The sequence below is a fragment of the Kitasatospora cathayae genome (assembly GCF_027627435.1).
GTDB classification, from domain to species: Bacteria; Actinomycetota; Actinomycetes; order Streptomycetales; family Streptomycetaceae; genus Kitasatospora; species Kitasatospora cathayae.
This window is the reverse complement of sequence record NZ_CP115450.1, coordinates 3955949-3977897: the sequence shown is the minus strand read 5'-3', so window position 1 is coordinate 3977897 and position 21949 is coordinate 3955949. Positions and strand designations below refer to the sequence as shown.

Annotated in this window: 18 protein-coding genes; 8 read left to right on the top strand and 10 right to left on the bottom strand. The window is 73.7% G+C overall.

All coding sequences use genetic code 11. The features are described from left to right. Window positions 1-5: 5 nt before the first annotated feature. Window positions 6-566 (bottom strand): hypothetical protein, encoded by a 561-nt coding sequence (locus O1G21_RS17495; RefSeq protein WP_270144897.1) that lies wholly within the window; start codon window positions 564-566, stop codon window positions 6-8. Window positions 567-650: 84 nt separating this feature from the next. Further along, complete coding sequence (locus tag O1G21_RS17490) at window positions 651-2009, bottom strand: MFS transporter (RefSeq protein WP_405000815.1); 1359 nt, start codon at window positions 2007-2009, stop codon at window positions 651-653. Window positions 2010-2599: 590 nt separating this feature from the next. On the opposite strand from O1G21_RS17490, the gene O1G21_RS17485 reads away from it, so the two are divergent. Both O1G21_RS17485 and O1G21_RS17480 read left to right on the top strand, forming a co-directional pair. Continuing rightward, window positions 2600-3481: a DUF3027 domain-containing protein gene (locus tag O1G21_RS17485; protein WP_270151075.1), complete on the top strand. Its 882-nt coding sequence runs from the start codon at window positions 2600-2602 to the stop codon at window positions 3479-3481. A 376-nt stretch (window positions 3482-3857) separates the two neighbouring features. After that, window positions 3858-7154, top strand: a complete 3297-nt coding sequence (locus O1G21_RS17480; RefSeq protein WP_270144895.1) for a sacsin N-terminal ATP-binding-like domain-containing protein — start codon at window positions 3858-3860, stop codon at window positions 7152-7154. Between the two features lie 2 nt (window positions 7155-7156). On the opposite strand, the gene O1G21_RS17475 is transcribed toward O1G21_RS17480, so the two are convergent. The 3 genes from O1G21_RS17475 to O1G21_RS17465 all read right to left on the bottom strand — a co-directional run bounded on the left by O1G21_RS17475 (window position 7157) and on the right by O1G21_RS17465 (window position 10298). Beyond that, window positions 7157-7363, bottom strand: a complete 207-nt coding sequence (locus tag O1G21_RS17475; RefSeq protein WP_270144893.1) for a hypothetical protein — start codon at window positions 7361-7363, stop codon at window positions 7157-7159. 111 nt (window positions 7364-7474) lie between these two features. Then, on the bottom strand, window positions 7475-9931 hold the full coding sequence (locus O1G21_RS17470) for an HAD-IC family P-type ATPase (protein WP_270144891.1): 2457 nt from the start codon (window positions 9929-9931) through the stop codon (window positions 7475-7477). Between the two features lie 52 nt (window positions 9932-9983). Further along, the gene (locus tag O1G21_RS17465; protein ID WP_270144889.1) at window positions 9984-10298 is read right to left on the bottom strand and encodes a DUF2530 domain-containing protein; all 315 of its coding nucleotides are present in this window, start codon (window positions 10296-10298) and stop codon (window positions 9984-9986) included. Window positions 10299-10534: 236 nt separating this feature from the next. On the opposite strand from O1G21_RS17465, the gene O1G21_RS17460 reads away from it, so the two are divergent. Further along, entirely contained in the window at window positions 10535-11941 is a 1407-nt protein-coding gene (locus tag O1G21_RS17460; protein WP_270151072.1) for an NCS2 family permease, read from the top strand. A gap of 68 nt (window positions 11942-12009) precedes the next feature. Here O1G21_RS17460 and O1G21_RS17455 read toward each other — a convergent pair whose 3' ends face one another. Next, the gene (locus tag O1G21_RS17455) at window positions 12010-12462 is read right to left on the bottom strand and encodes a VOC family protein (protein ID WP_270144888.1); all 453 of its coding nucleotides are present in this window, start codon (window positions 12460-12462) and stop codon (window positions 12010-12012) included. Window positions 12463-12593: 131 nt separating this feature from the next. Here O1G21_RS17455 and O1G21_RS17450 point away from each other — a divergent pair, with 131 nt between their 5' ends. Further along, window positions 12594-13517: a DUF4231 domain-containing protein gene (locus O1G21_RS17450; RefSeq protein WP_270144886.1), complete on the top strand. Its 924-nt coding sequence runs from the start codon at window positions 12594-12596 to the stop codon at window positions 13515-13517. 174 nt (window positions 13518-13691) lie between these two features. After that, a complete protein-coding gene (locus O1G21_RS17445) occupies window positions 13692-15404 on the top strand; it encodes a hydrogenase maturation protein (protein WP_270144884.1) in 1713 nt (570 codons plus the stop codon). 66 nt (window positions 15405-15470) lie between these two features. Here the strand turns inward: O1G21_RS17445 and O1G21_RS17440 are convergent, their stop codons facing one another. Together O1G21_RS17440 and O1G21_RS17435 are read right to left on the bottom strand one after the other, a co-directional pair. Then, on the bottom strand, window positions 15471-16301 hold the full coding sequence (locus O1G21_RS17440; protein WP_270144882.1) for an MHYT domain-containing protein: 831 nt from the start codon (window positions 16299-16301) through the stop codon (window positions 15471-15473). A gap of 295 nt (window positions 16302-16596) precedes the next feature. Next, complete coding sequence (locus O1G21_RS17435; RefSeq protein WP_270144880.1) at window positions 16597-17064, bottom strand: VOC family protein; 468 nt, start codon at window positions 17062-17064, stop codon at window positions 16597-16599. Between the two features lie 123 nt (window positions 17065-17187). Between O1G21_RS17435 and O1G21_RS17430 the strand changes: the two genes are divergently transcribed. Together O1G21_RS17430 and O1G21_RS17425 are read left to right on the top strand one after the other, a co-directional pair. Next, entirely contained in the window at window positions 17188-17622 is a 435-nt protein-coding gene (locus tag O1G21_RS17430; RefSeq protein WP_270144878.1) for a MarR family winged helix-turn-helix transcriptional regulator, read from the top strand. A gap of 428 nt (window positions 17623-18050) precedes the next feature. Next, window positions 18051-19340 carry an MFS transporter gene (locus O1G21_RS17425; RefSeq protein ID WP_405000814.1) on the top strand — a complete coding sequence of 430 codons (1290 nt, stop codon included), beginning with the start codon at window positions 18051-18053 and terminating at the stop codon, window positions 19338-19340. Window positions 19341-19394: 54 nt separating this feature from the next. On the opposite strand, the gene O1G21_RS17420 is transcribed toward O1G21_RS17425, so the two are convergent. Continuing rightward, window positions 19395-19913, bottom strand: coding sequence for a GNAT family N-acetyltransferase (locus tag O1G21_RS17420; protein ID WP_270144876.1), 519 nt, complete (start codon window positions 19911-19913; stop codon window positions 19395-19397). A 46-nt stretch (window positions 19914-19959) separates the two neighbouring features. On the opposite strand from O1G21_RS17420, the gene thpR reads away from it, so the two are divergent. Then, complete coding sequence (thpR, locus tag O1G21_RS17415) at window positions 19960-20547, top strand: RNA 2',3'-cyclic phosphodiesterase (RefSeq protein WP_270144874.1); 588 nt, start codon at window positions 19960-19962, stop codon at window positions 20545-20547. Window positions 20548-20768: 221 nt separating this feature from the next. Here thpR and serC read toward each other — a convergent pair whose 3' ends face one another. Next, window positions 20769-21887 (bottom strand): phosphoserine transaminase, encoded by a 1119-nt coding sequence (gene serC / locus O1G21_RS17410; RefSeq protein ID WP_270144872.1) that lies wholly within the window; start codon window positions 21885-21887, stop codon window positions 20769-20771. Window positions 21888-21949 lie beyond the last annotated feature (62 nt).

Genomic DNA, 21949 nt, shown 5'->3' with positions numbered 1-21949 from the left:
GGACGTCAGCCGTTGCTGGAGTCCTGGGTGGTGTCGGTGGCGTTCTTGCCGTTCAGCTGGAAGTACCAGACGGCGACCGGGGCCTCGGCCTTCCGGTCGATCTCGACCACGGTGACCAGGGTGTGGCCGCTGGCGTTCAGCACCGAGCCGGCGGTCTGGAGGCCGGAGAAGGTCGGGCCCTGGGCGTACGAGAACAGGCTGGTCTGCCCGCCCTGGGTGGACGAGCCGCCGTTCGTGGAGGCCCACCAGCCGGTCTCGGCCACGTTCGGGCTGACGCCGACGCCGATCCGGTCACTCGGCACCACGTCGGAGGACGGCAGCTTGCCGTCCTTCAGGGCCTGCTTGGCATCGGTCTTGCACTTGTCCTGCTGCTCGTCGGTCAGCGGGCTGCCGTTGTTCCAGCAGAACGGGTCCGCCGCCTTCGACGTGGTGCCGACCGTCAGGGTGGCCCGGTGGCTGATGTGCTCGGTCTGATCGGCGGCGATCGCGACGGAGGTGCCCACCGTGGCGGCGCCGACCACGACGACGGCGCCGAGGGCGGCGATGGCACGGGTATTGAGGCTCATGCGTCAGAATCTACCGGGCTCGGCCGATCACGCTACGCGGGGGTCGGCCACCGCGTGTTGTCGCGTGCCGCCCGGTCAGCGGGGTCAGGCCACCCGGGGCGCGGCCGGGTGCCGCCGCAGGCCCAGCCGCAGCAGCGAGTGGACCGTCCACAGCAGCACCAGGCCGACCACCGTGGCGGCGATCGACAGGCCCAGCACCCCGTTCAGCGGCAGCACGATGCCGACCCCGCCGCCCACCACCCAGGACAGCTGCATCAGCGTCTCCGAACGGGCGAACGCCGAGGTCCGCACCGCCTCCGGGACGTCCCGCTGGATCAGCGCGTCCAGCGCCAGCTTGCCCAGCGAGGCCGCCATCCCGGCCACCCCGGCGACCAGAACCACCGTCACCACGCCGTACCAGAGCGCGGACGCCGCCGTCACGCAGGTCGCCAGCAGCAGCATCGCGGAGACCGTCGCCTCCGGGCCGCGGGTGCGCAGCCAGGAGCCGAGCACCGACCCCAGCGCGTTGCCCGTCCCGGCCGCCAGCGCCACCAGGCCCAGCGCCAGGGTCGGCCGCAGGCCGCCGATCGGGTCGGTGCGCAGCAGGAAGGCCAGGAAGAACACCAGGAAGCCGACCAGCCAGCGCATCCCCGCCATCGCCCGCAGGGCCAGCACCACCGACGGGCCGACGGTGCGCAGCGAGGCCTTGACCTTCGGGGGCTTGTGGTGGATCAGGTGGGAACCCCGGCCCTCGCCGGGCAGCTCGGCGTGCAGCACGGCCCGCTGCTCGCCCTTCGCCGAGTCGACCGTGTGCGGCAGGTGGAAGGCCATCAGGGTGCCGACCACGAAGACCAGGAAGGCGCCGCGCAGCGGCCAGCCCGGCCCGATCAGGTGCAGCGCCCCGCCCACCGCGGCCGCCACGCCGGTGGCCAGCAGCCCGGCCAGGGTGACCCGGGAGTTCGCCTTCACCAGGGACAGCCGGCTCGGCAGCAGCCGGGGCACCACCACGCTGCGCACCACCCCGTACGCCTTGGACGCCACCAGCACGCCCAGCGCCTCCGGGTAGAGCGCGATGCCGCCACCGGAGATCACCCCGGCCATCGTCCAGGCCAGCACGGCCCGGGCCAGCATCGACATCGCCATGGCCGCCCGACGGCCGTGCGGCAGCCGGTCCAGCAGCGGGCCGATCACCGGGGCCAGCAGGGCGAACGGGGCCATCGTGATCAGCAGGTAGAGGGCGACCCGGCCGCGGGCCTCGCCGGTGGGGACGGAGAAGAAGATGGTGGAGGCCAGCGCGATGGTGATCAGCATGTCGCCGAAGGAGTTCAGCGCGTGCAGTTCGATCAGCTTCGCCAGGCCGGACTCGCCGGCGCCCTCGGCGGAGGTGGCCCGGCGGATCCGGCGGCCGGTGCCGTGCACCAGCCGGCCGGTGCCCAGGCCGGCGGCGGAGGCGGTGCGGACCAGGAAGTGGCGGCGCGGCTCGGGGTACTCCTCGGCCTCCTCGGCGAGGTCCTCGTCGAGCGCGTGGAGGTGGCGGGTGTGGACGTCCTGCGGGCCGGTTCCCGGGGCCCCGGCGGCGGGCGGACCGGACTTCTCCAGGCTGACCCGGGAGGTGGACGCCCGGTCGCCGTCCGCCGGCTGCGGTTCGCCCGCAGCGGGGACGGGAGGCTGCTGTCGCGGCGCCGCGTCCGCCTCGTCGGGGCTGCCGGCCTGCGAGGCGCGCAGTGCGTGCTGCGACGGGTCGTCGTCCGCCACAAGCCCATCCTGCCCCAGAATCGCCGCCGTGACGCGGGATTCGGACCCGCTCGGCGCGGCCTCCGGAGGGGTCGGCTCCGCCCCGGACTGTGCCGGGGCGCCGACCGGCGGGTAGCCTGCCCCAGGGTCCGCCCGCCGGGGCGCAGGGGCGCCGGCAGGCCGGACGAGCGGCGCGGCCGGTACCCGCGGCGGCCCCGGGTCGCGCAGAATGGATGAGGGACTACCGAGCCGCGACGGAGAAGGCAACACGCCGTGGGCGACAGAAGAACTGGGAGAGAATCGACGCCGTGAGTGCTGCGATGCGAAGCCGTACCCCCGACCGGCTCTGTGCCGAGGCCGTCGAACTCGCCCGCCAGGCTGCCGAGGAGGCCGTCGGAGCGGAGGCGGTCGGGCCGCACCTGGGTGTGCAGGCGGACGCCGACCGCGTCGTCACCCACAGCTTCGAGTGCCTGGACGCGGCCTACCGCGGCTGGCACTGGGCGGTCACCGTCGCCCGCGCGCCGCGCGCCAAGAACGTCACGCTGGACGAGGTCGTGCTGCTGCCCGGCCCGGACGCGGTGCTGGCGCCGGAGTGGGTGCCGTGGAGCGAGCGGCTGCGCCCGGGCGACATGGGCCCCGGCGACCTGCTGCCGACCGGTGCCGACGACGTGCGGCTGGAGCCCGGCTGGAGCGGCGAGGACGAGCCCGCGCCGAACTCCGTGGTCGCCCTCGCGGCCGAGGAGGACGTGGTCGTCACCGACCCGCACGTCCAGCCCGCGCCGGCCCGCGCCCAGATCAACGCGGTCGCCGACGAGCTCGGCATGGGCCGCAGCCGGGTGCTCTCCCGGCTCGGCCTGCACCTGGCCGCCGACCGCTGGGAGAAGGCGCACGGCCCGCAGACCCCGATGGCGCAGGCCGCGCCGGCCGCGTGCAGCAGCTGCGGCTTCCTGATCCCGATCGGCGGCTCGCTCGGCCAGGCCTTCGGCGTGTGCGGCAACGAGTTCGGTCCGGCCGACGGCCAGATCGTCTCCTTCGCGTACGGCTGCGGCGGGCACTCCGAGGCGGCCGTCATCCCGGCCCCGCCGGCGCCGTCCGAGCTGATCCTGGACGAGCTGGTGGTCGAGCCGCTGCAGCTCCACCCGGACCGCGCCTCCGGCTCGGTCGAGCCGGACGCCCCGGCGGAGGAGCTCGGCCACTCCTGAGGTCTCCTCGCGGCCCGTCCCACTGAACCGGTGGGGCGGGCCGCGGCGTTCCTCCGGACGAGGGGCCCGACCACCGCGGGCCCCGGCCTTCCTGCCGTCCGTGGGGACCCCCGGGTCCACGGGGCGGCGGCGGGGCGGGCCGTCGGTCCGGCAGTGGGGTGCCGGCCCGGCGGCCGTGGTGGTCCAGGCGTCGTCAGGGCCCGGGCCGTTCGGCGGCCGTGGTCGTTTCCGCCCCCACCGGGGCGCCTTCCGCCGCTCCGCGGCCTGCGGATTCGACGGGTGGGGGCGCCGTCGGACCGGGGCGTGGTCGGGAGCAGTCAGTGGGGCAGGGAAGAATGCCCTACGACGTACAGGGCGGCGGAAGGCGGCAGGTCCAGTGGAACCTCGGATCATCGGCAGCGGCGCGGACGAGCACCCCGCGGACCCGTTCGGGAGCGCCGCGCTGCGCCGACGGGTGCTGGACGCCTGGGCCGCCTCGCCGGCCCGGTTCCGGGAGGACGCCAACGCCGAGGAGGAGCTGGCGCTCGGCGGCTACCGGGACCGTCTGGTGGTCGAGTTGGCGCAGAACGCGGCCGACGCGGCGGTCCGGGCCGGGCACGGCCCCGGGCGGCTGCGGCTGACCCTGGCCGACGGCGTGCTGGCCGCCGCCAACACCGGCGCCCCGCTGGACGCGGCGGCCGTCGAGTCGCTGTCCACCCTGCGCGCCTCCTCCAAGCGCGGCGAGGAGCCCGCGGTCGGCCGGTTCGGCGTCGGCTTCGCCGCCGTCCTCGCCGTCACCGACGAGCCGGCCGTGCTCGGCGCCGCGGGCGGGGTGCGCTGGTCGCTGGGCGAGGCCCGGGCGCTCGCCGCGGCGCAGCCCGCGCTGGCCGACGAGCTGCGGGCCCGGGACGGCCACGTGCCGCTGCTGCGGCTGCCGTTCGCGGCCGAAGGCCCGGCGCCCGAGGGCTACGACACCGTGGTGGTGCTGCCACTGCGGGACGCCGCCGCCGAGGACCTGACCCGCCGTCTGCTGGCCGGGATCGACGACGCCCTGCTGCTCACCCTGCCGGGCCTGGCCGAGGTCGTGGTGGAGACCCCGGAGGGCACCCGGACGCTCACCCGCAGCGCCGCCGAGCCGCGCCCGGACGGCGTCACCGAGGTGACCGTCACCGACGACGCGGAAGGGCGGCTGCGGCGGACGGTCTGGCAGACCGTCGGCGCCTCCGGCCGGCTGGACGCCGAGCTGCTCGCCGACCGGCCCACCGAGGAGCGCGCCCGCCCGTACTGGACGGTGACCTGGGCCGTCCCGGTGGCGGAGGACGGCAACCCGCAGCGGCCCGCCATCGCGCCGGTGCTGCACGCGCCGACCCCCAGCGACGAGCCGATCGGCCTGCCCGCGCTGCTGATCGCCTCCTACCCGCTGGACTCCACCCGCCGGCACATCGCCCCGGGTGCGCTCGCCGACTTCCTCACCGAGCGCGCCGCCGACAGCTACGCCGACCTGCTGCGCGCCCGCGGTGCCTCGCTCGGCTCGCTCGGGCTCGTCCCCGGGCCGCTCGGGCAGGGCGCGCTGGACAACGCGCTGCGCGGGGCGGTGCTGTCCCGGCTGCCGGGCACGCCGTTCCTGCCGCACCCGGGCGGCGTCGAGGAGGGCACGCCCGCGCTGCGGCCCCGGGACGCGACACTGCTGGAGGGCGCGGACGGCTCGGTGGTGGCCGCGCTCGCGCCGATCTTCCCCGGGCTGCTGCCGGCCGGTCTGGAGCGCCGCACCGAGCTGCGGGTGCTGAACGTGCGTCGGGTGCCGCTGGCCGAGGTGGTGGACCAGCTCGGCGGGCTGGACCGCGAGCCGGCCTGGTGGCGCAACCTGTACGCGGCGCTCGGCGCGGCCGACCCGGAGGCGCTCGGCGCGCTGCCCGTGCCGCTCGCCGACGGGCGGACCGTCACCGGGCCGCGGCGGGTGCTGCTGCCCTCCGAGGACGCCGACTGGGCGGCCTTCCCGGGCTACCCCGAGTCGCTGGCCGGGGCGCTCGCCACGCTCGACCTGCGGCTGGCCCACCCCGAGGCCGCCCACCCGCTGCTGGCCAAGCTGGGCGCCGGCACCGCCACCCCGGCCGGGGTGCTGGACACCCCCGAGGTGCGCGCGGCGGTCGCCCGCTCCTACGAGCTGGCCGACGACGACCCGGACGCCGCGCTCGAACTGGCCGACGCCGTGCTGGCGTTGGTGAAGGCCGCCGCCCCGGCCGCCGGTGAGCACCCGTGGCTGGCCCGGCTGGCGCTGCTGGACGACGAGGGCGAGCCCGCCCGGGCGGGCGAACTGGTGCTGCCCGGCAGCCCGTTCGCCGCGCTCGCCCGGGAGGAGGACGCCGGCTGGGTGGACGACGAGCTGCTGGAGCGCTGGGGCCCCGAGGTGCTCACCGCCGTCGGCGTGCTGGCCGACTTCGTGCTGGTGCGCGCCGAGGACGTGGTGCTCGACCCGGACGACCTGGAGCGGCTCGACCCGACCGTGCCCGCCGACCGGGCGGCCGGCGGCCACCCCACCGGGCTGCTGGACGAGGCGCCGGACGGGCTCGCCGAGTGGGCCGAGGACGCCCTGGAGGCGCTGCACGCCGACGATGTGGTCGGCGTGCCGCCGGTGGCCGCCGAACTGCTGGCCGTGCGGGACCTCGACCTGGTGGACGACGACGCCTGGCCGGAGGCGCTCGCCGCGCTCGCCCGCCCGCCGTACCGGGACGCCGTGGTCAACCCGGTGCGCACCCTGCTGCCGGACGGCTCCTACGCCGACCTGCCGCCGTACACCGCCTGGTGGCTGCGCGACCACCCGGTGCTGGCCGGCCGCGAGCCCGCCGGGCTGCGCGCCGCCGGAGCCGACCCGCTGCTGCGCGGCCTGTACGACGAGGCCCGCACCACCCTGGACGAGCAGTTCCTGCACGCGCTCGGGGTGCGCACCACGCTGGCCGCGCTGCTCGCCGAGGTGCACGGGCCGGACGAGCTGCTGGACCGGCTCACCGACCCGGACGCCGAGGTCGGACACCGTCAACTGCACGGGATCCACAGCGCGTTGGCCCGGGTGGAGCGCGAGCGGATCGAGCCGCTGGATGTGGTACGGGCGTTGCCGCCGCTGGACCCGGCCACCGGGCGCCGCCCGGCCCACACGGTGGTGGTGGACGCCACCGAGGCGGTCGTCGCGGACGCCCCCGATTTGGTCCAACTGCTGCACCCGTACCCGCTGTTGCCGGTCGCCCCGGCGCTCGCCGCGGACCTCGCCGAGCGGCTGCACGTGTCGCTGGCCAGCGAGGTGGCCGGCGGACGGGTGCTCTCCGAAGGCGTGCTGCACCGCGTCCCGGCCGTGGTGCGGGAGTTGCTGCCCGGCTGCCCGGTCGCCTACGAGGAGCACGAGGAGCTGCTGGTGGTCGGCCCGGACGGCGGCGAGGCCGCGGTCGACTGGCGGTGGGACCACGAGGCGGACGCCCCGGAGCCGCCGTACGACCCGGAGTTGGCCGAAGCCGCCGACGAGGACGACGAGTTCGAGGTCCCGCCGGTGCCCGGGCTGCTGCACGCGGCCACCCCGGAGGGCCTGGCGGCCGGGCTCGCCTGGTCGGTCGGGCAGTGGCACCGGCGCTTCGAGGTGCTGGCCGCGCTCAGCGAGCCGGACCGGGCGTACGAGCTGTCCGCAGCTCGGGACTTCGAGGGCTGAGTTCAGCTCCTGGGCTTGAGCCGCAGGTAGACGGTGGTGGTGACGGTCAGCCAGACCGCCCCGAGCGTCACCAGCGCCGCCGTCTTCACCGCGGGTGTCGGCCTGGCCGCCAGGCCGACGCCCGCCATCGCCAGCGCCACCAGTCCGGCCGCCAGCAGTCCGCCCAGGAAGGCGATGAACGCCTCCAGTTCCCCACCCTTGCGCGCCATTCGGCACCCCCTCTCGGGGAGATGCTAGGGCGTGTCTGACGATTCGCGTCGGATCAGCGCGCGGCGAGAATCGTCAGACACGCCATGGGGCCGGACAGGCCCTGGGGGGCGTCATTCCAGTCCGCGGCGCTTCATCCAGCGCCAGGCGAGTTCCAGGGCGATGCTGCAGATCACGGCGATGCCGACGCCGATCCAGGGATCGCGCAGGCCGACCAGGCGGAGCTGGAAGAAGTCGGACAGCGGGGGGATCAGCAGCACCAGCGCGAAGGCGAGGCCCATGGTGCCGATCAGCAGCAGCCGCCACCAGTTGTACGGGCGGGCGACGAGGGCGAGCACCCAGATGGCGATCAGGAACAGCGTCAGGGTGGCCACGCTGGTGTCGGCCTTGAGGTCGGTCGCGTGGTCGGCCCGGGCGAGCGAGTAGGCGACGAAGGTGCCGGTGCCGGCGATGGCGCCACCGGGGACCGCCAGCCGCAGCACCCGCTTCACGAAGCCGGTGCGGGCGCGCTCGTTGTTGGGGGCGAGGGCGAGGAAGAAGGCCGGCACGCCGATGGTGAGGGTGGACAGCACGGTGGAGTGCCGGGGCAGGAACGGGTACGGCGAGTGGGTGAAGATCACCAGCAGCGCCAGCAGGACCGAGTACACCGTCTTGACCAGGAACAGTCCGGCCACCCGCTCGATGTTGCCGATCACCCGGCGGCCCTCGGCGACCACCGAGGGCAGGGTCGCGAAGGAGTCGTTGAGCAGCACGATCTGGGCGACGGCCTTGGTGGCGTCCGAACCGGTGCCCATCGCCACGCCGATGTCGGCGTCCTTGAGCGCGAGCACGTCGTTGACGCCGTCGCCGGTCATCGCCACGGTGTGGCCGCGCGACTGCAGCGCGCCGACCAGCAGGCGCTTCTGCTGCGGGGTGACCCGGCCGAAGACGCTGGTCCGGTCGGCGGTCTCGGCGAGCCGCTGCGGGTCCTCGGGCAGGGTGCGGGCGTCCAGCGGGTGGTCCGCGCCGGGCAGCCCGAGGTGCCCGGCGACCGCGCCGACCGAGACGGCCGCGTCGCCGGAGATCACCTTGGCCCGGACGTCCTGCCCCTCGAAGTAGCGCAGGGTCTCGGCGGCGTCCGAGCGCAGCCGCTGCTGCAGCACCACCAGGGCCAGCGGGACGAGGCCGGAAGCCGGGTCGGGGGAGTCCAGCGGGACGGGCGTGCGGCCGAGCAGCAGCACCCGCAGGCCCCGGGTGCCCAGCTCGTCCACCTCGGCGAGCGCCGGGTGCCCGGCGGGCAGCAGCACGTCCGGGGCGCCGAGCAGCCAGCTGGCCTCACCGCCCTGGGGCTCCAGCAGCTGCACGCCGCTCCACTTGCGGGCGGAGGAGAAGGGCATCGCCTCGATCACCCGCCAGCCGTTGCCGCCCGGGCCCGCGCCCTCGCCGCGCCCGTAGGCGTCGATCACGGCCTGCATGGACGGGTTGGGGCGGGCGTCGGCGCCGGCCATCACGGCGAGCGCCTGCTGGATGGTGTCCTTGTCGACCGGGGCGGGCTCGTCGTCGGAGATCATCCGCAGGTCGATCACGTCCATGCCGCCCTCGGTGAGGGTGCCGGTCTTGTCCAGGCAGACGGTGTCCACCCGGGCCAGGCCCTCGATCGCCGGGAGCTCCTGGACCAGGCACTGCCTGCGGCCCAGCCGGATCACGCCGATCGCGAAGGCGACCGAGGTCAGCAGCACCAGGCCCTCGGGGACCATCGGCACGATGCCGGCGACCATCCGGCGCACGGCCTCGCGCCAGTCGCGGCCCTCGACGGCCAGCTGGCTGACGATCAGACCGAGGGCGGTGGGGATCAGCAGGTAGGTGATGAACCGCAGGATGCTGTTGATGCCGCTGCGCAGCTCCGACTTCACCAGGGTGAACTTGCTGGCCTCCTCGGCCAGCTGGGCCGCGTAGGCCTCGCGGCCGACCCTGGTGGCGGTGAAGGCGCCCGCGCCGGCCACCACGAAACTGCCGGACATCACCTGGTCGCCGGGCTGCTTGAGGACGGGGTCGGGCTCGCCGGTGAGCAGCGACTCGTCGATCTCCAGGCCGTCCGCCTCGGTGACCTCGCCGTCCACGATCACCTTGTCGCCGATGCCGAGCAGCACGGTGTCGTCGAGGACGATCCCGGAGACGGTGATCTGCTGGACGCTGCCGTCCCGGCGGACCTGCGGACGGGCCTCGCCGATCAGTGCCAGGCTGTCCAGGGTCTTCTTGGCGCGCAGCTCCTGGAGGATGCCGATCGCCGTGTTGGCCACGATGACCAGGCCGAACAGGCCGTCCTGGAGGGGGCCGACGATCAGGATGATCCCGAACATGATGCCGATGATGGCGTTGAACCGGGTGAAGACGTTGGCCCGGACGATCTCCTTGGCGGACCGGCTGGAGCGCACCGGGACGTCGTTGACCTGCCCGTTCGCGACGCGTTCGGCCACCTCGGCGGCGGTCAGGCCGCCGCGCCGGCCGGGCAGCAGTCCGAGCGGGTGCGCTCCGTCGGGGCGGGCCGCGTCGCTCGGCTGCTCTTCCGCGGGCTGGGCAGGCTGCGTCATGGCACCGACTCTACGGGTGCCTTTTGTCCGATGCGTGCTACTAAAGGACCATTCAGTCCGACTGGGTGGCCGGGCCCGCGCCGTTGTCCGCGCCGTCGTTCTCCGCCTCCCGCGCGGCCGCCTCGGCGGCGCGGCTGCGGGCGATCGCGTCCCGCCGGGCGCGGCAGTACCAGAGGCCGATCAGGCCGAGCAGGCCGCCGGAGAGGCAGATCCAGGGCCAGGTGCCGTGGCCGTGGTCGGAGAGGGTGCCCTGGAAGGGGAGCAGGGCGAGGAAGGCGACGAACCACAGCACCGTGCCGCCGCCGACGATGGCGACGTCATTGGCCTCCAGCGGAGGGGGCGAGGGGTGCAGCGGCGTCTTGGGCATGGGGCCAAGCGTACGGTGCGCGGGAGGCTCCGGGGTCGTGGTGGGGGCACTGCCGACGCCGGCCGGGCTCTACGCGCGAAGATAGCGCGTGTGCGATGCGGAAACCATACTTGAAGGTCCACGCCCGGTCACCGTCGCCACGGGCGTTCCCCCTCCTCAGCTCCCCCACAGAGGACGCACGAATGCCTGTGGTCCAGCCGACCACCGAGTCGCCCGAACCCGCGGCCCCCGCACCGATGCCCCCCGCCGGCGCCCTGGACCGCTACTTCCGGATCAGTGAGCGCGGCTCCACCCTGCCGCGCGAGATCCGCGGCGGTGTCGCCACCTTCTTCACCATGGCGTACATCCTGGTGCTGAACCCGATCATCCTGGCCAGCGCCACGGACATGACGGGAGCCCACCTGGACAGCGCCCAGCTGGTCACCGCCACCGCCCTGACCGCGGGTCTCACCACCCTGCTGATGGGCGTGATCGGCAATGTGCCGATCGGCCTGGCGGCCGGCCTCGGCGTCAACACCATCGTGGCGCTGCAGCTCGCACCCAAGATGACCTGGCCGGACGCCATGGGCATGGTGGTGCTGGCCGGCTTCGCGATCATGCTGCTGGTCGCCACCGGTCTGCGCGAGCGGGTCATGAACGCGGTGCCGCTCGGGCTGCGCAAGGCCATCGCGATCGGCATCGGCCTGTTCATCAGCCTGGTCGGCCTGGTCGACTCCGGCTTCGTCAGCCGCATCCCGGACGTCGCCCACACCACCGTCCCGCTGCAGCTCGGCGGGAACGGGCACCTGCTCGGCTTCCCGGTGCTGGTCTTCGTGTTCGGCCTGGTGCTGACGCTGATCCTGGTGATCCGCAGGGTGCCCGGCGCGATCCTGATCAGCATCGCGGCCTCCACCGTGCTCGCCGTGGTGATCGACGAGGTCGCCGACGTCCCGGCGCTCAAGTGGGGCCTCACCGTCCCCACCTGGCCCGGCAACCCGGTGGCCGCCCCGGACTTCGGGCTGGTCGGCAAGGTCAGCCTGTTCGGCGGCTTCGAGAAGGTCGGCGTGCTGACCGGCGTGCTGTTCGTCTTCACCGTGCTGATGTCCTGCTTCTTCGACGCGATGGGCACCATCCTCGGCGTCGCCGACGAGGCCCACCTGCTGGACGAGAAGGGCGACCTGCCGGGCATCAACCGGATCCTGATGGTCGACGGCATCGCCACCGCGGCCGGCGGCGCCGCCTCCGCCTCCGCCAACACCTGCTTCGTCGAGTCCACCGCCGGCGTCGGCGAGGGCGCCCGCACCGGCTTCGCCTCGATCGTCACCGGCCTCCTCTTCGTGGTGGCGCTCTTCCTCACCCCGCTGGCCACCATGGTCCCCGCCCAGGCCGCCACCCCGGCCCTGGTCACGGTCGGCTTCCTGATCCTGGCCAACTCGATCAAGGAGATCGACTGGGCGGACTACACCATCGCGATCCCGGCCTTCCTGACCATCGTGATGATGCCGTTCACCTACTCGATCACCAACGGCTTGGGTATCGGGTTCATCACCTTCTGCGTCCTCCGCGTTGCCGCTGGCCGGGGACGTGAGGTGCCGGTCGCGATGTACGCGGTCGCCGGAGTTTTCACCTTCTACTACCTGATGCCGGCGTTCGGCCTGCTCTGACCCGGACCGCCCCGAAGGGCCCTCCCCGCGCCGTGGGGAGGGCCCTTCGGCGTACTCGGTGGGCCGGGTCAGTGGACGCAGAACTCGTTGCCCTCCGGGTCCCGCATGACGGTCCACTCCCCGGCCGGCTCCCTGACCTCGTGCAGGACGGTGGCGCCGAGGACTTCGAGGCGGGTGACGGTGGCCGCGCGCTCGCCCGGCCCGGGGTGGACGTCCAGGTGGAGGCGGTTCTTGGGCTGCTGCTTGGCCTCGGGGACGGCCTGGAAGAGGATGCGGCGGCCCAGGCCGGTGTCCGAGGCCGGGTCGTACGGGTCCTCGGGGTGGCGGACGGCCGCCAGGGTGCGCCAGGCGGAGTGGCCGTCGACCTCGGTGAGGGCGTCCGGGGTGGTCGCGCCGGCGGCCAGGAGGCGGGTGATCAGCGTGCTGTGGTCCTCGACGGCGTAGTCGAGGGCGGCGCCCCAGAAGGCGGCCTGGCGGTGCGGGTCGGCGCAGTCGATGACGAGCTTCCAGTGCAGCGGCATGTAACCGTTTATATAGGTTACGCGGGCGACGGAGCAATCGGACGCGGTCGGAAAGTGTCAAAAAGGCGACTGTGTAGGCCAGTTGGCGGCGGGCATACTGCCTAGACGGAGACGGGGAGGGGACTCGACCGATGGTGCAACAGGATCCGCCCGGGGGAGTCGAGGCGCGACTGCTGCCGGAGTTGTTCTGGCGGGCGGACCGGGCCTCGCTGGACGGACAGCGCGAGACGCTCCGCTGGCACCGCGGACTGATCGCGATGCTGGTGGTCGCCGCGCTGATCGGGTCGCTCCCGGGCCCGGACCACAAGGGCGACAGCGACATCAAGCCACTGTTCTCGGTGGCGGCCTTCCTGATCGCCGGCTACTTCTGGTCCCGGCTGCGCCGCAGCAACCCGCAGGGCCGGTGGTACGAGGCCCGGGCGGCCGCCGAGTCGGTCAAGACGCTGGCCTGGAAGTACAGCGTCCGGGCCCGGCCCTTCGACGGCGAGGCCGAGTCGGCGGACGCCGACCGCGGCTACCTGCTGCAGGTCGAGGACGTGCTGCGGGCCTTCGAGGACCCGGAGATCGTGCCGCCCGGCAGCGTCCCGGAGATCACCGAGGAGATGCGACGTGCCCGGGCCGACAGCCTGACCGCCCGGCGCACCCTCTACCTGCGCACCCGGGTCGAGGGCCAGCGCACCTGGTACCGCTCCCGGGCCGAGTCCTGCGAGTCCCAGTCGGTCTCCTGGGGGCTCGGCATCGCGACGCTGATCATCATCGGCGCGGCGGCGGCGATCGCCCAGGCCACCGGCGCCCTGGAGGTGCACATCTTCGGCGCCAGCTCGGCCGCGGCGGCCGCGATCATCGCCTGGACGCAGCTCAAGCAGTTGCGCCCGCTGGCCGCCGCCTACCAGCTGGCCGCGCGCGAGCTGGAGAACGTCGGCAACCAGCTCTCCGACCTCGATCTCAAGGCGCCGGACGCGGAGGCGCGCTGGGCCCGGCTGGCCGCCGAGGCGGAGGACGCGGTCTCCCGCGAGCACACCACCTGGCGGGCCCGCCGGGCGTTCCCGCGTTAGGGCTTGTCTGACGAGCCCTGGTCCGACTGCGGGGAGGGGCTGGGGAGATCCGGCGAAAGCGTGTGGGGGGTGCGTGAGGGTCGGGCGCCGGGGCGCGAACCGTAACCATTACGTGTCCATGCCCTGGTTTCATCGCCTCCGCGCGACCCGCAGTCCCCTGCCCGGAGGCCCCCTGTGCGCATTCTCCTGATCGCCACCGCGTTCAACAGCCTGACCCAGCGCGTCCACACCGAGCTGCGCGAGCGCGGCCACCAGGTCGCCGTCCAACTCGCGCTCGGCGACGAGCAGATGAGGGACGCGGTGGCCCGCGTCGACCCGGATCTGATCATCTGCCCGATGCTCACCCGGGCCGTCCCGGCGGACATCTGGTCCACCCGGACGGTGCTGATCGTGCACCCGGGCCCCAAGGGTGACCGCGGCCCCTCCTCGCTCGACTGGGCGATCACCGAGGACGCCCGGCGCTGGGGCGTCACCGTGCTGCAGGCCGTCGAGGAGATGGACGCCGGTGACATCTGGGCGTCCGTCGAGTTCGCCGTGCCGGACTGCGGCAAGAGCGAGCTGTACCGCGGCGAGGTCGCGGACGCCGCCGTCGAAGCCGTCCTGCTGGCCGTCCAGCGCTACGAGGGCGGGCTGTTCACCCCCGAGCCGCTCGACTACGCCCGACCCGACGTGCGCGGCGAGCTGCGGCCGTTCCTCAAGCAGGAGGTGCGCCGGATCGACTGGCAGCAGGACGACACCGCCACCGTGCTGCGCAAGCTGCGCGCCGCCGACTCCCAGCCCGGCGTGCTGGACGAGCTGTACGGGCGCGAGTTCTTCCTGCACGGCGGCCACCCCGAGGACGAGCTGCGCGGACCGGAGCCCGGAGCCGTCCTCGCCACCCGGGACGGCGCGATCTGCCGGGCCACCGTGGACGGCGCGGTCTGGATCCCGCAGCTGCGCCCGCGCCGCACCCCCGGCGGGCCGGTCACCTTCAAGCTGCCGGCCGCGACGGTGCTCGCCGACGAGCTGCACCGGGTCCGCGAGGTGCCGGTGACCCCGGCGCAGGCCGCCCGCCGCGAAACCTGGTCGGAGCTGCGCTACCGGGAGGAGGGCGACGTCGGCTTCCTGGAGTTCGCCTACCCCGGCGGGGCGATGAGCACCGAGCAGTGCCGCCGGCTGCTGGCCGCCTACCGTACGGCCGCCGAGCGGCCCACCTCGGTGCTGGTGCTGGGCGCGCCCCGGGACTTCTACTCCAACGGGATCCACCTCAACGTCATCGAGGGCTCGGCCTTCCCGGCGCTGGAGTCCTGGGAGAACATCAACGCGATGGACGACCTGGTCGAGGCGGTCCTGACCACGAGCGACAAGCTGACCGTCGCCGCGCTGGCCGGGAACGCGGCGGCCGGCGGCCTGATGCTGGCGCTCGCCGCCGACGAGGTGTGGTGCCGGGACTCGGCCGTGCTCAACCCGCACTACCGGCTGATGGGCCTGTACGGCTCCGAGTACTGGACGTACACCCTGCCGGCCCGGGTCGGCGCCGAACAGGCCGAGCGGCTCACCACCGAGGCGCTGCCGGTCGGAGCCCAACACGCCCGCCGGATCGGCCTGGTGGACCGCACGGTCGGCGGGGACGCGGCCGACTTCCGCCGCTGGGTGGCCCGGGAGGCCGCCCGGCTGGCCGACTCGCCCGAGCTCACCGGACGGCTGGTGGACAAGAAGCGCCGCCGCGCCGAGGACGAGGAGGCGAAGCCGCTGGCCGAGTACCGGGCGGAGGAACTGCGCCGGATGCACGCCAACTTCTACCGGACGGGCGAGCCCTACCACGCGCTGCGGCGGGACTTCGTGCACAAGGTCTGCCCGGTGGCCACGCCGGAGCACCTGACCGGGCTGCTCGGCAAGCCCGAGTAGCTCCCCACGCGAAGACGTCCGGCCGGGGTGGGGGACCCGGCCGGACGTCTTCGTGCTGCCCGGAGTTCAGCGCCGGGCGCGCGCCTCGCCCAGCAACCGCCGCTGCTGCGGGGGGACCCGCGGCGTGCGCGGCGGCAGCGGCGCCGCCGGGCCGGCCAGCAGCGGCTTCGTGGCGGCCTTGCTCGGCGAGACGGCGAAGGCCAGCGAACCGAAGAAGACGTAGCAGCCCAGCCCGACGCCGAGCGGGAAGATGAACTGCAGCGCCATCACGCCGCCCTGGGTGGAGCGCGAGGGGTCCAGCCGGACCGACAGCGCCGCCATCCCGGTGTAGTGCATCGCGCAGACGGCCACGCCCATCACCGGCGCCGCCGCCAGTACGGCGAGGGTGCCCCGGATGTTCAGCGCGGCCCAGAGCGCGGCCGTCGCCGCGAACACCGCGATGCCGATCGACAGGCCCACCGTGACGTGGTCGTAGCCGAGGTGGCCGGGCAGGACCATCGCGGCCATGCCCAGGTAGTGCATCGCCGCGACCCCGAGACCGGTGGTCAGCCCGCCGACCAGCAGGGCCAGCACGGGATGGCTGCGCCAGTACCCGACGGTGAACAGCCCGACGCCCACCACGGCGACGGCGACCAGCAGGCTGAGCACGGTCAGCCCCGGCTGGTAGCTGATCTCGACGCCGCTGACCGAGAAGCCGAGCATCGCGATGAAGTGCATGGACCAGATGCCGGCACCGAGCGAGGTCGAGGCGAAGAGCAGCCAGGCGACCCGGCTGCGGCCCTGTGAGACGAGTGCCCAGCGGGCGCTGCGCAGGGCGACGAAGGCGCCGAGGCAGGCGACGAAGTACGAGACCGCCGGCGTCACCCAGCCGTGGTCGGCATGGTGGATCTCACCCAATTGAGCTCCCTGGACGAGGGGTTGCGGGCGCCAGGGCTCGGGCGGAGGCGGCGGGCCGGACGGCCGGCGCGGATGTGCGGAGAGCGTGCGGGAAAAGGGCACGGAACGGGTCCGCCGAGAGGAGACCTGGCGTGTGGTGCCCCTGACAACGGGGACAGTAGCCATTACCCGCCAGTCGCACAAGGTTCGCGGTTTTCGTGAAATCCCAGGTCAGGCTGGACCTTTACGCGGTCTGCATGATCTTGGCACCAAGCCCTGACACCGCCTGCGCACCGTCACCAGGGCCGTTTGTGGGTTACTCCAGTGGAGCGAGCCCGAACGGGTGGCCGGCCGGATCGATCAGCACCTTGAGGGTGCGGCCGTGCTGGTAGCCGGCCTCGGTCGCGCCGAGCGCGAGGGCCTTCGCGGTGGACTCCTCCAGGTCGTCCACGTAGAAGTCGAGGTGGAAGTGCTTGCTGCCGTCCGGCTCGGTCCACGGCTCCGGCCGGTAGCCCGCCACCCGCCCGAAGCCCAGCGGGCTGCCGCCCTCCGGGTTGTCCAGGATCGCGAAGTTCTCGTCCACGTGCCGGGTCTCCCAGCCCAGCAGCTCGCCGTAGAACGAGGCCAGCGCGACCGGGTCGGCGCAGTCGATGGTGACCATGGCGAGCCGGGCGAAGCCGGTGTCGCCCCGCGGGGACTGCCCGGGCGTTGTGGACGGCTCGAACGGCGGGGGCGGCGGGTACGGCACGTACGGCCCGGACTGCTCGGCGGCGAGATCGGACATGTCTGGTCGGCCCTTCCGGGAGTCGGGAGAACGATCACCCATGACCAATATGGCACCGGGCCGATCTTCCGGCACGGCGGAACCCGTTTTTCCTTAGCGAGAGTAATGACGTAAGCTAAAGAGATGCCCGAGATGTCCGAGCAGGACCTCGCAGCGATCTCACAGCTGCGGTCGTCCACGATGCGCCTCTCCCGACGACTCAAGCACCAGCGGGTGGAGGAGTCGCTCAGTCCCACCGAGATGGGGGTGCTGGGCACCCTCGCCCGGTGCGGGAAGGCGACGCCGGGTGAGCTCGCCCGGAAGGAGCACGTGCAGCCTCCTTCGATGACCAGGATCGTCGCGATGCTGGAGGAGAAGGGGCTGGTGCGGCGCGAGCCGCACCCCGAGGACCGCCGACAGGTGGTCGTCAGCAGCACCGAGCAGGCCGAGGCGATCCTCGCGGAGAGCCGTCGGCGCCGAAACGTCTGGCTCGCCGAGCTCGCCCAGGGGCTCGACGACGAGGAGTGGGCCGTCCTCCGAGAGGCCGCGCCCGTGCTCTACAAGCTCGCACACCTCTAGGCACACCGAACCCGGCCCAGCCGACCGGGAGAAGAAGGAGCCCGCATCACCGCAGGACCGACCACAGTGACCAGGAGCGCGACGGCCCCCGCCAGGGCCGTCGCGCACGAGGGGAGACACCCGTGACACCGCCGGCCGCAGCCAGCGCCGCCATCCGTACCGACGACCCGACCACCGACCCCGCCGCGGAGAGCACCGCGGCCGCCGACGCCCAGGCCCCCGCCCCCAGCGGACTGCCCGGCAGCGGCGACGACGACCCCGACGAACGCACCGCGGCGGACTCCGCCGCTCAGGGCCGAACCCATTCGTCCCGCCCGTCGCCCGCCACCACCCTTTCGGCGACGATCCCCCAGCCTCCGGCCGGGGGGACCTCCATCGCTCGGCCCCTCCCATCCCCGACCGGCGCCGAGTTCACCCGCCCCCGGGGGATGTTCTCCTCCCTGCGCGTTCGCAACTACCGCTACTACTTCGCCGGCCAGGTGGTGTCCAACACCGGCACCTGGATGCAGCGGATCGCCCAGGACTGGCTGGTGCTGAGCCTCACCGGCAGCCCGCTCGCGGTCGGCATCACCACCGCCATGCAGTTCCTGCCGATGCTGCTGCTCGGCCTGTTCGGCGGAGTGCTCGCCGACCGGATGCCCAAGCGCCGGCTGCTGATCTACACCCAGGGCACCATGGGCCTGCTCGCCGCGGGCCTGGCCGCCCTGACCGTCGGCGACGTCGTGACGCCGTACTACGTGTACGCCTTCGCGCTGCTGCTCGGCCTGGTCACCGTGGTCGACAACCCGACCCGGCAGGCCTTCGTCTCCGAGATGGTCGGGCCCAAGGACCTCGCCAACGCCGTCAGCCTGAACGCCGCCAACTTCCAGACCGCCCGCCTGGTCGGCCCCGCCGTCGCGGGCCTGCTGATCGCCGCGGTCGGCAGCGGCTGGGCGTTCGCCGTCAACGCGCTGTCCTTCGCCGCCGTGATCGGCGGGCTGCTCGCCATGCGGGAGGGCGAACTGCGCCCGACCGAGCCGATCGCCCGCGAGAAGGGCCAGCTGCGCGAGGGCCTGCGGTACGTGAAGGAGCGGCCCGAGCTGCTCTGGCCGATGGTGCTGGCCGGGTTCATCGGCACCTTCGGGTTCAACTTCCCGACGCTGCTGTCCGGCTTCGCGTACGACACCTTCAAGGTGGGCGCCGGGCAGTACGGCCTGCTGAACACCGCGATGGCGGTCGGCTCGCTGGCCGGTGCGCTGCTCGCCGCCCGCCGGGGCGCGCCCCGGCTGCGCCGGCTGGTCGGCGCGGCGCTGGCCTTCGGCACGCTCGAGGTGGTCGCGGCCTTCGCGCCCGACTACTGGACCTTCGCGCTGCTGCTGACGCTGATCGGGGTGTTCGGGCTGAGCTTCAACACCTCGGTCAACTCCGCCCTGCAGCTGGCCACCGACCCCGAGGTGCGCGGTCGGGTGATGGGCCTGCTGGTGCTGGTCTTCACCGGCGGCACGCCGATCGGCGCCCCGGTCGTCGGCTGGGTCACCGCCTCGTACGGACCCCGGCCGGGCCTGCTGGCCTGCGGCGTGGTGTCCGCGCTGGCGGCCGCCGCGGTCGGCCTGGTGCTGGCGCGCAGCGCGGACCTGCGGGTGCGGTTCGACCTGCACCCCGGCCGCGGCGGGCGGGTGGTGGCCGTCGTGCCGCGCACCGCTCCGAGGGGCAAGTCCGAGCTCGTCCCCGCCTGCTGATGATACGTCAGGAAACCCCGGAGGCCTGCGGCTTCCGGGGTTTCCCGGCGTTCGTCAGAGCCGGATCTCGAGCACCTGGCCGGGCCAGATGCCGGTCGGCTGCTCGACCTCGAAGCCCACGGTCTCGGTGAAGCCGAGCGCCCGGTACTGGCCGACCAGCTTGCGGTCGGCGCCGGCGTAGCAGTCCACCCGCAGCAGGCCGATGCCGCGCCGGCGGGCCTCCTCGATCGCGTCGGCGATCAGCGCGGCACCGATGCCGGAGCCCTTGCGGCTGCGGTCGGTGACCAGGTGGCGGACGTAGAGTTCGCGCTCGTCCACCAGGGGGATGTACTTGCCGGGCTCCTCGGCCAGCACGCAGCAGCCGACCGTGCGGCCCTCGTCGTCCACCGCGAGGCGGATCAGGAACGGCTCGGCGGCGTACTGCTCGATGTGCTCCACCCGGGCCGGGTTGGTGGAGAACGGCTGGTCGCCCCACTGGCCGGTGCGCCCCTGGGCGGTCAGCCAGGTGATGGCGCCGTCGAGCATGGACAGGATGTCGGGGACGTCCGCGAGGCCCCCGGTGCGGATCTTCATGGAGATCCGTTCTACCCCAAACGGCCGATCGCGGGAAGATTGGCTCATGAGGTTGTTCGTGGCGGTGCTCCCGCCGGTCGCGGCGTTGCAGGGACTCTCCGACGCGGTCGCGCCGGTGCGCGGGCTGCCCGGGGCGGACCGGCTGCGCTGGACCACCGTCGAGGGCTGGCACCTCACGCTGGCCTTCCTCGGTCAGGTGCAGCCCGAGCGGCTGCCCGAGCTGGAGGCCGGCCTGGCCGCCGTCGCCGAGGTGCACCCGGTGCACCGGCTGCGGATCGCGGGCGCCGGCCGGTTCGGCGACCGGGTGCTCTGGGTCGGGATCGAGGGGCAGACGTGGGCGTTGCGCCGGCTCGCCGAGTCCGTCGCCGAGGCCACCGCAGACCTGACCGGGGAGACCGACGCCTTCGGCTTCCACCCGCACCTCACCCTGGCCCGGGCCGGCTCCCACCACGGCCACCGGCGGGCCGTCCAGCGGGTCGCGGCGGCCGAGCTGGAGGCGCTGGCGGCGGCGCTGGCGGACTACCGGGGGCCGGAGTGGGAGGCCGCCGAGCTGCACCTGATGAAGAGCGACCTGGACGGCGGCTTCGCCCACTACGAGTCGCTGCGCTCCTGGGCGCTGGCCGACTGGAGCTGAGGCCCTCCGATCCGGGACGGTGTGAGCCGGAGGTACGCTCGTTGACCGTGGATCCCAAGACTCGTATGCGCATCGTCTCCGGCACCCTGGTGCTGCTGCTGGTCGTCGTGCTGATCAGCTCACTGGTCAACCGGTAAGGCCGGGCAGACGCAAGGGCCACCGCCCGCAGGCGGTGGCCCTCAGCTGTGCTCAGCTGCGTTCGGCTGGCCGTTCGCGCGAGGTCAGAGCTGCTCGACCACGTAGTCGATGCACCGGGTGAGCGCCTCGACGTCCGCCGGGTCGATCGCCGGGAACATCGCGATGCGCAACTGGTTGCGGCCCAGCTTGCGGTACGGCTCGGTGTCCACGATGCCGTTGGCACGCAGTGCCTTGGCGACCGCGGCGGCGTCCACCGACTCGTCGAAGTCGATGGTGCCGACCACCTGGGAGCGCTCGGCCGGGTTCGCCACGAACGGGTTGGCGAAGGAGGACTTCTCGGCCCAGGCGTACAGCCGGGACGAGGAATCGGCCGTACGGGCGACGGCCCAGTCCAGCCCGCCGTTGCCGTTCAGCCACTCCAGCTGGTCGGCCAGCAGGAACAGGGTGGCGATCGACGGGGTGTTGTACGTCTGGTCCTTCGACGAGTTGTCGATGGCCGTCGGCAGCGAGAAGAACGGCGGGATGTACCGGCCGGAGCCGGCGATCTCGGCGGCGCGCTCCAGGGCGGCCGGGGAGAAGGCGGCCAGCCACAGGCCGCCCTCGGAGGCGAAGGACTTCTGCGGGGCGAAGTAGTAGACGTCGGTCTCGGTGATGTCGACCGGCAGGCCGCCGGCGCCCGAGGTGGCGTCCACCAGCACCAGCGAGCCCTCGTCGGCGCCGGCCGGGCGCCGGATCGGCATCGCGACGCCGGTCGAGGTCTCGTTGTGGGTGAGGCCGTAGACGTCCACGCCCGCCTCGGCGACCGGCAGCGGGTGGGTGCCCGGGGCGGTCTTGATCACGGTCGGCTCGGCCAGCCACGGGGCGGCCTTGACCGAGGAGGCGAACTTCGAGGAGAACTCGCCGAAGTCCAGGTGCTGGGACTTCTCCCGCACCAGGCCGAAGGCGGCGATGTCCCAGAAGGCGGTGGAGCCGCCGTTGCCGAGGACGACTTCGTAGCCCTCCGGCAGCGAGAAGAGGCTGCTCACGCCCTCGCGCACGCGCTTGACCAGGTTCTTGACCGGGGCCTGGCGGTGCGAGGTGCCGAGCAGCGAGGTCTGGGTGGCGGCGAGGGCACTCAGGGCCTCGGGGCGCACCTTGGACGGTCCGCAGCCGAAACGGCCGTCTGCGGGCTTGATGTCAGCGGGGATCTGGATCTGAGCCACGCGCGCAGCCTACCGGCCAAGGGCCCGTCCGGGGTACGGTCGTCCGCCCGCTGAGACTGTGA

Excerpts from the sequence above, each read along its gene's own strand:
- O1G21_RS17475 (WP_270144893.1), bottom strand. The coding sequence starts at position 7,363 with ATGGCGCGCAAGGGTGGGGAACTGGAGGCGTTCATCGCCTTCCTGGGC.
- O1G21_RS17485 (WP_270151075.1), top strand. The coding sequence starts at position 2,600 with ATGCGAAGCCGTACCCCCGACCGGCTCTGTGCCGAGGCCGTCGAACTC.
- O1G21_RS17460 (WP_270151072.1), top strand. The coding sequence starts at position 10,535 with ATGCCCCCCGCCGGCGCCCTGGACCGCTACTTCCGGATCAGTGAGCGC.
- O1G21_RS17420 (WP_270144876.1), bottom strand. The coding sequence starts at position 19,913 with ATGAAGATCCGCACCGGGGGCCTCGCGGACGTCCCCGACATCCTGTCC.
- O1G21_RS17425 (WP_405000814.1), top strand. The coding sequence starts at position 18,051 with ATGTTCTCCTCCCTGCGCGTTCGCAACTACCGCTACTACTTCGCCGGC.
- O1G21_RS17450 (WP_270144886.1), top strand. The coding sequence starts at position 12,594 with ATGGTGCAACAGGATCCGCCCGGGGGAGTCGAGGCGCGACTGCTGCCG.
- O1G21_RS17435 (WP_270144880.1), bottom strand. The coding sequence starts at position 17,064 with ATGTCCGATCTCGCCGCCGAGCAGTCCGGGCCGTACGTGCCGTACCCG.
- O1G21_RS17455 (WP_270144888.1), bottom strand. The coding sequence starts at position 12,462 with ATGCCGCTGCACTGGAAGCTCGTCATCGACTGCGCCGACCCGCACCGC.
- O1G21_RS17430 (WP_270144878.1), top strand. The coding sequence starts at position 17,188 with ATGCCCGAGATGTCCGAGCAGGACCTCGCAGCGATCTCACAGCTGCGG.
- O1G21_RS17495 (WP_270144897.1), bottom strand. The coding sequence starts at position 566 with ATGAGCCTCAATACCCGTGCCATCGCCGCCCTCGGCGCCGTCGTCGTG.
- O1G21_RS17470 (WP_270144891.1), bottom strand. The coding sequence starts at position 9,931 with ATGACGCAGCCTGCCCAGCCCGCGGAAGAGCAGCCGAGCGACGCGGCC.
- thpR (WP_270144874.1), top strand. The coding sequence starts at position 19,960 with ATGAGGTTGTTCGTGGCGGTGCTCCCGCCGGTCGCGGCGTTGCAGGGA.
- O1G21_RS17465 (WP_270144889.1), bottom strand. The coding sequence starts at position 10,298 with ATGCCCAAGACGCCGCTGCACCCCTCGCCCCCTCCGCTGGAGGCCAAT.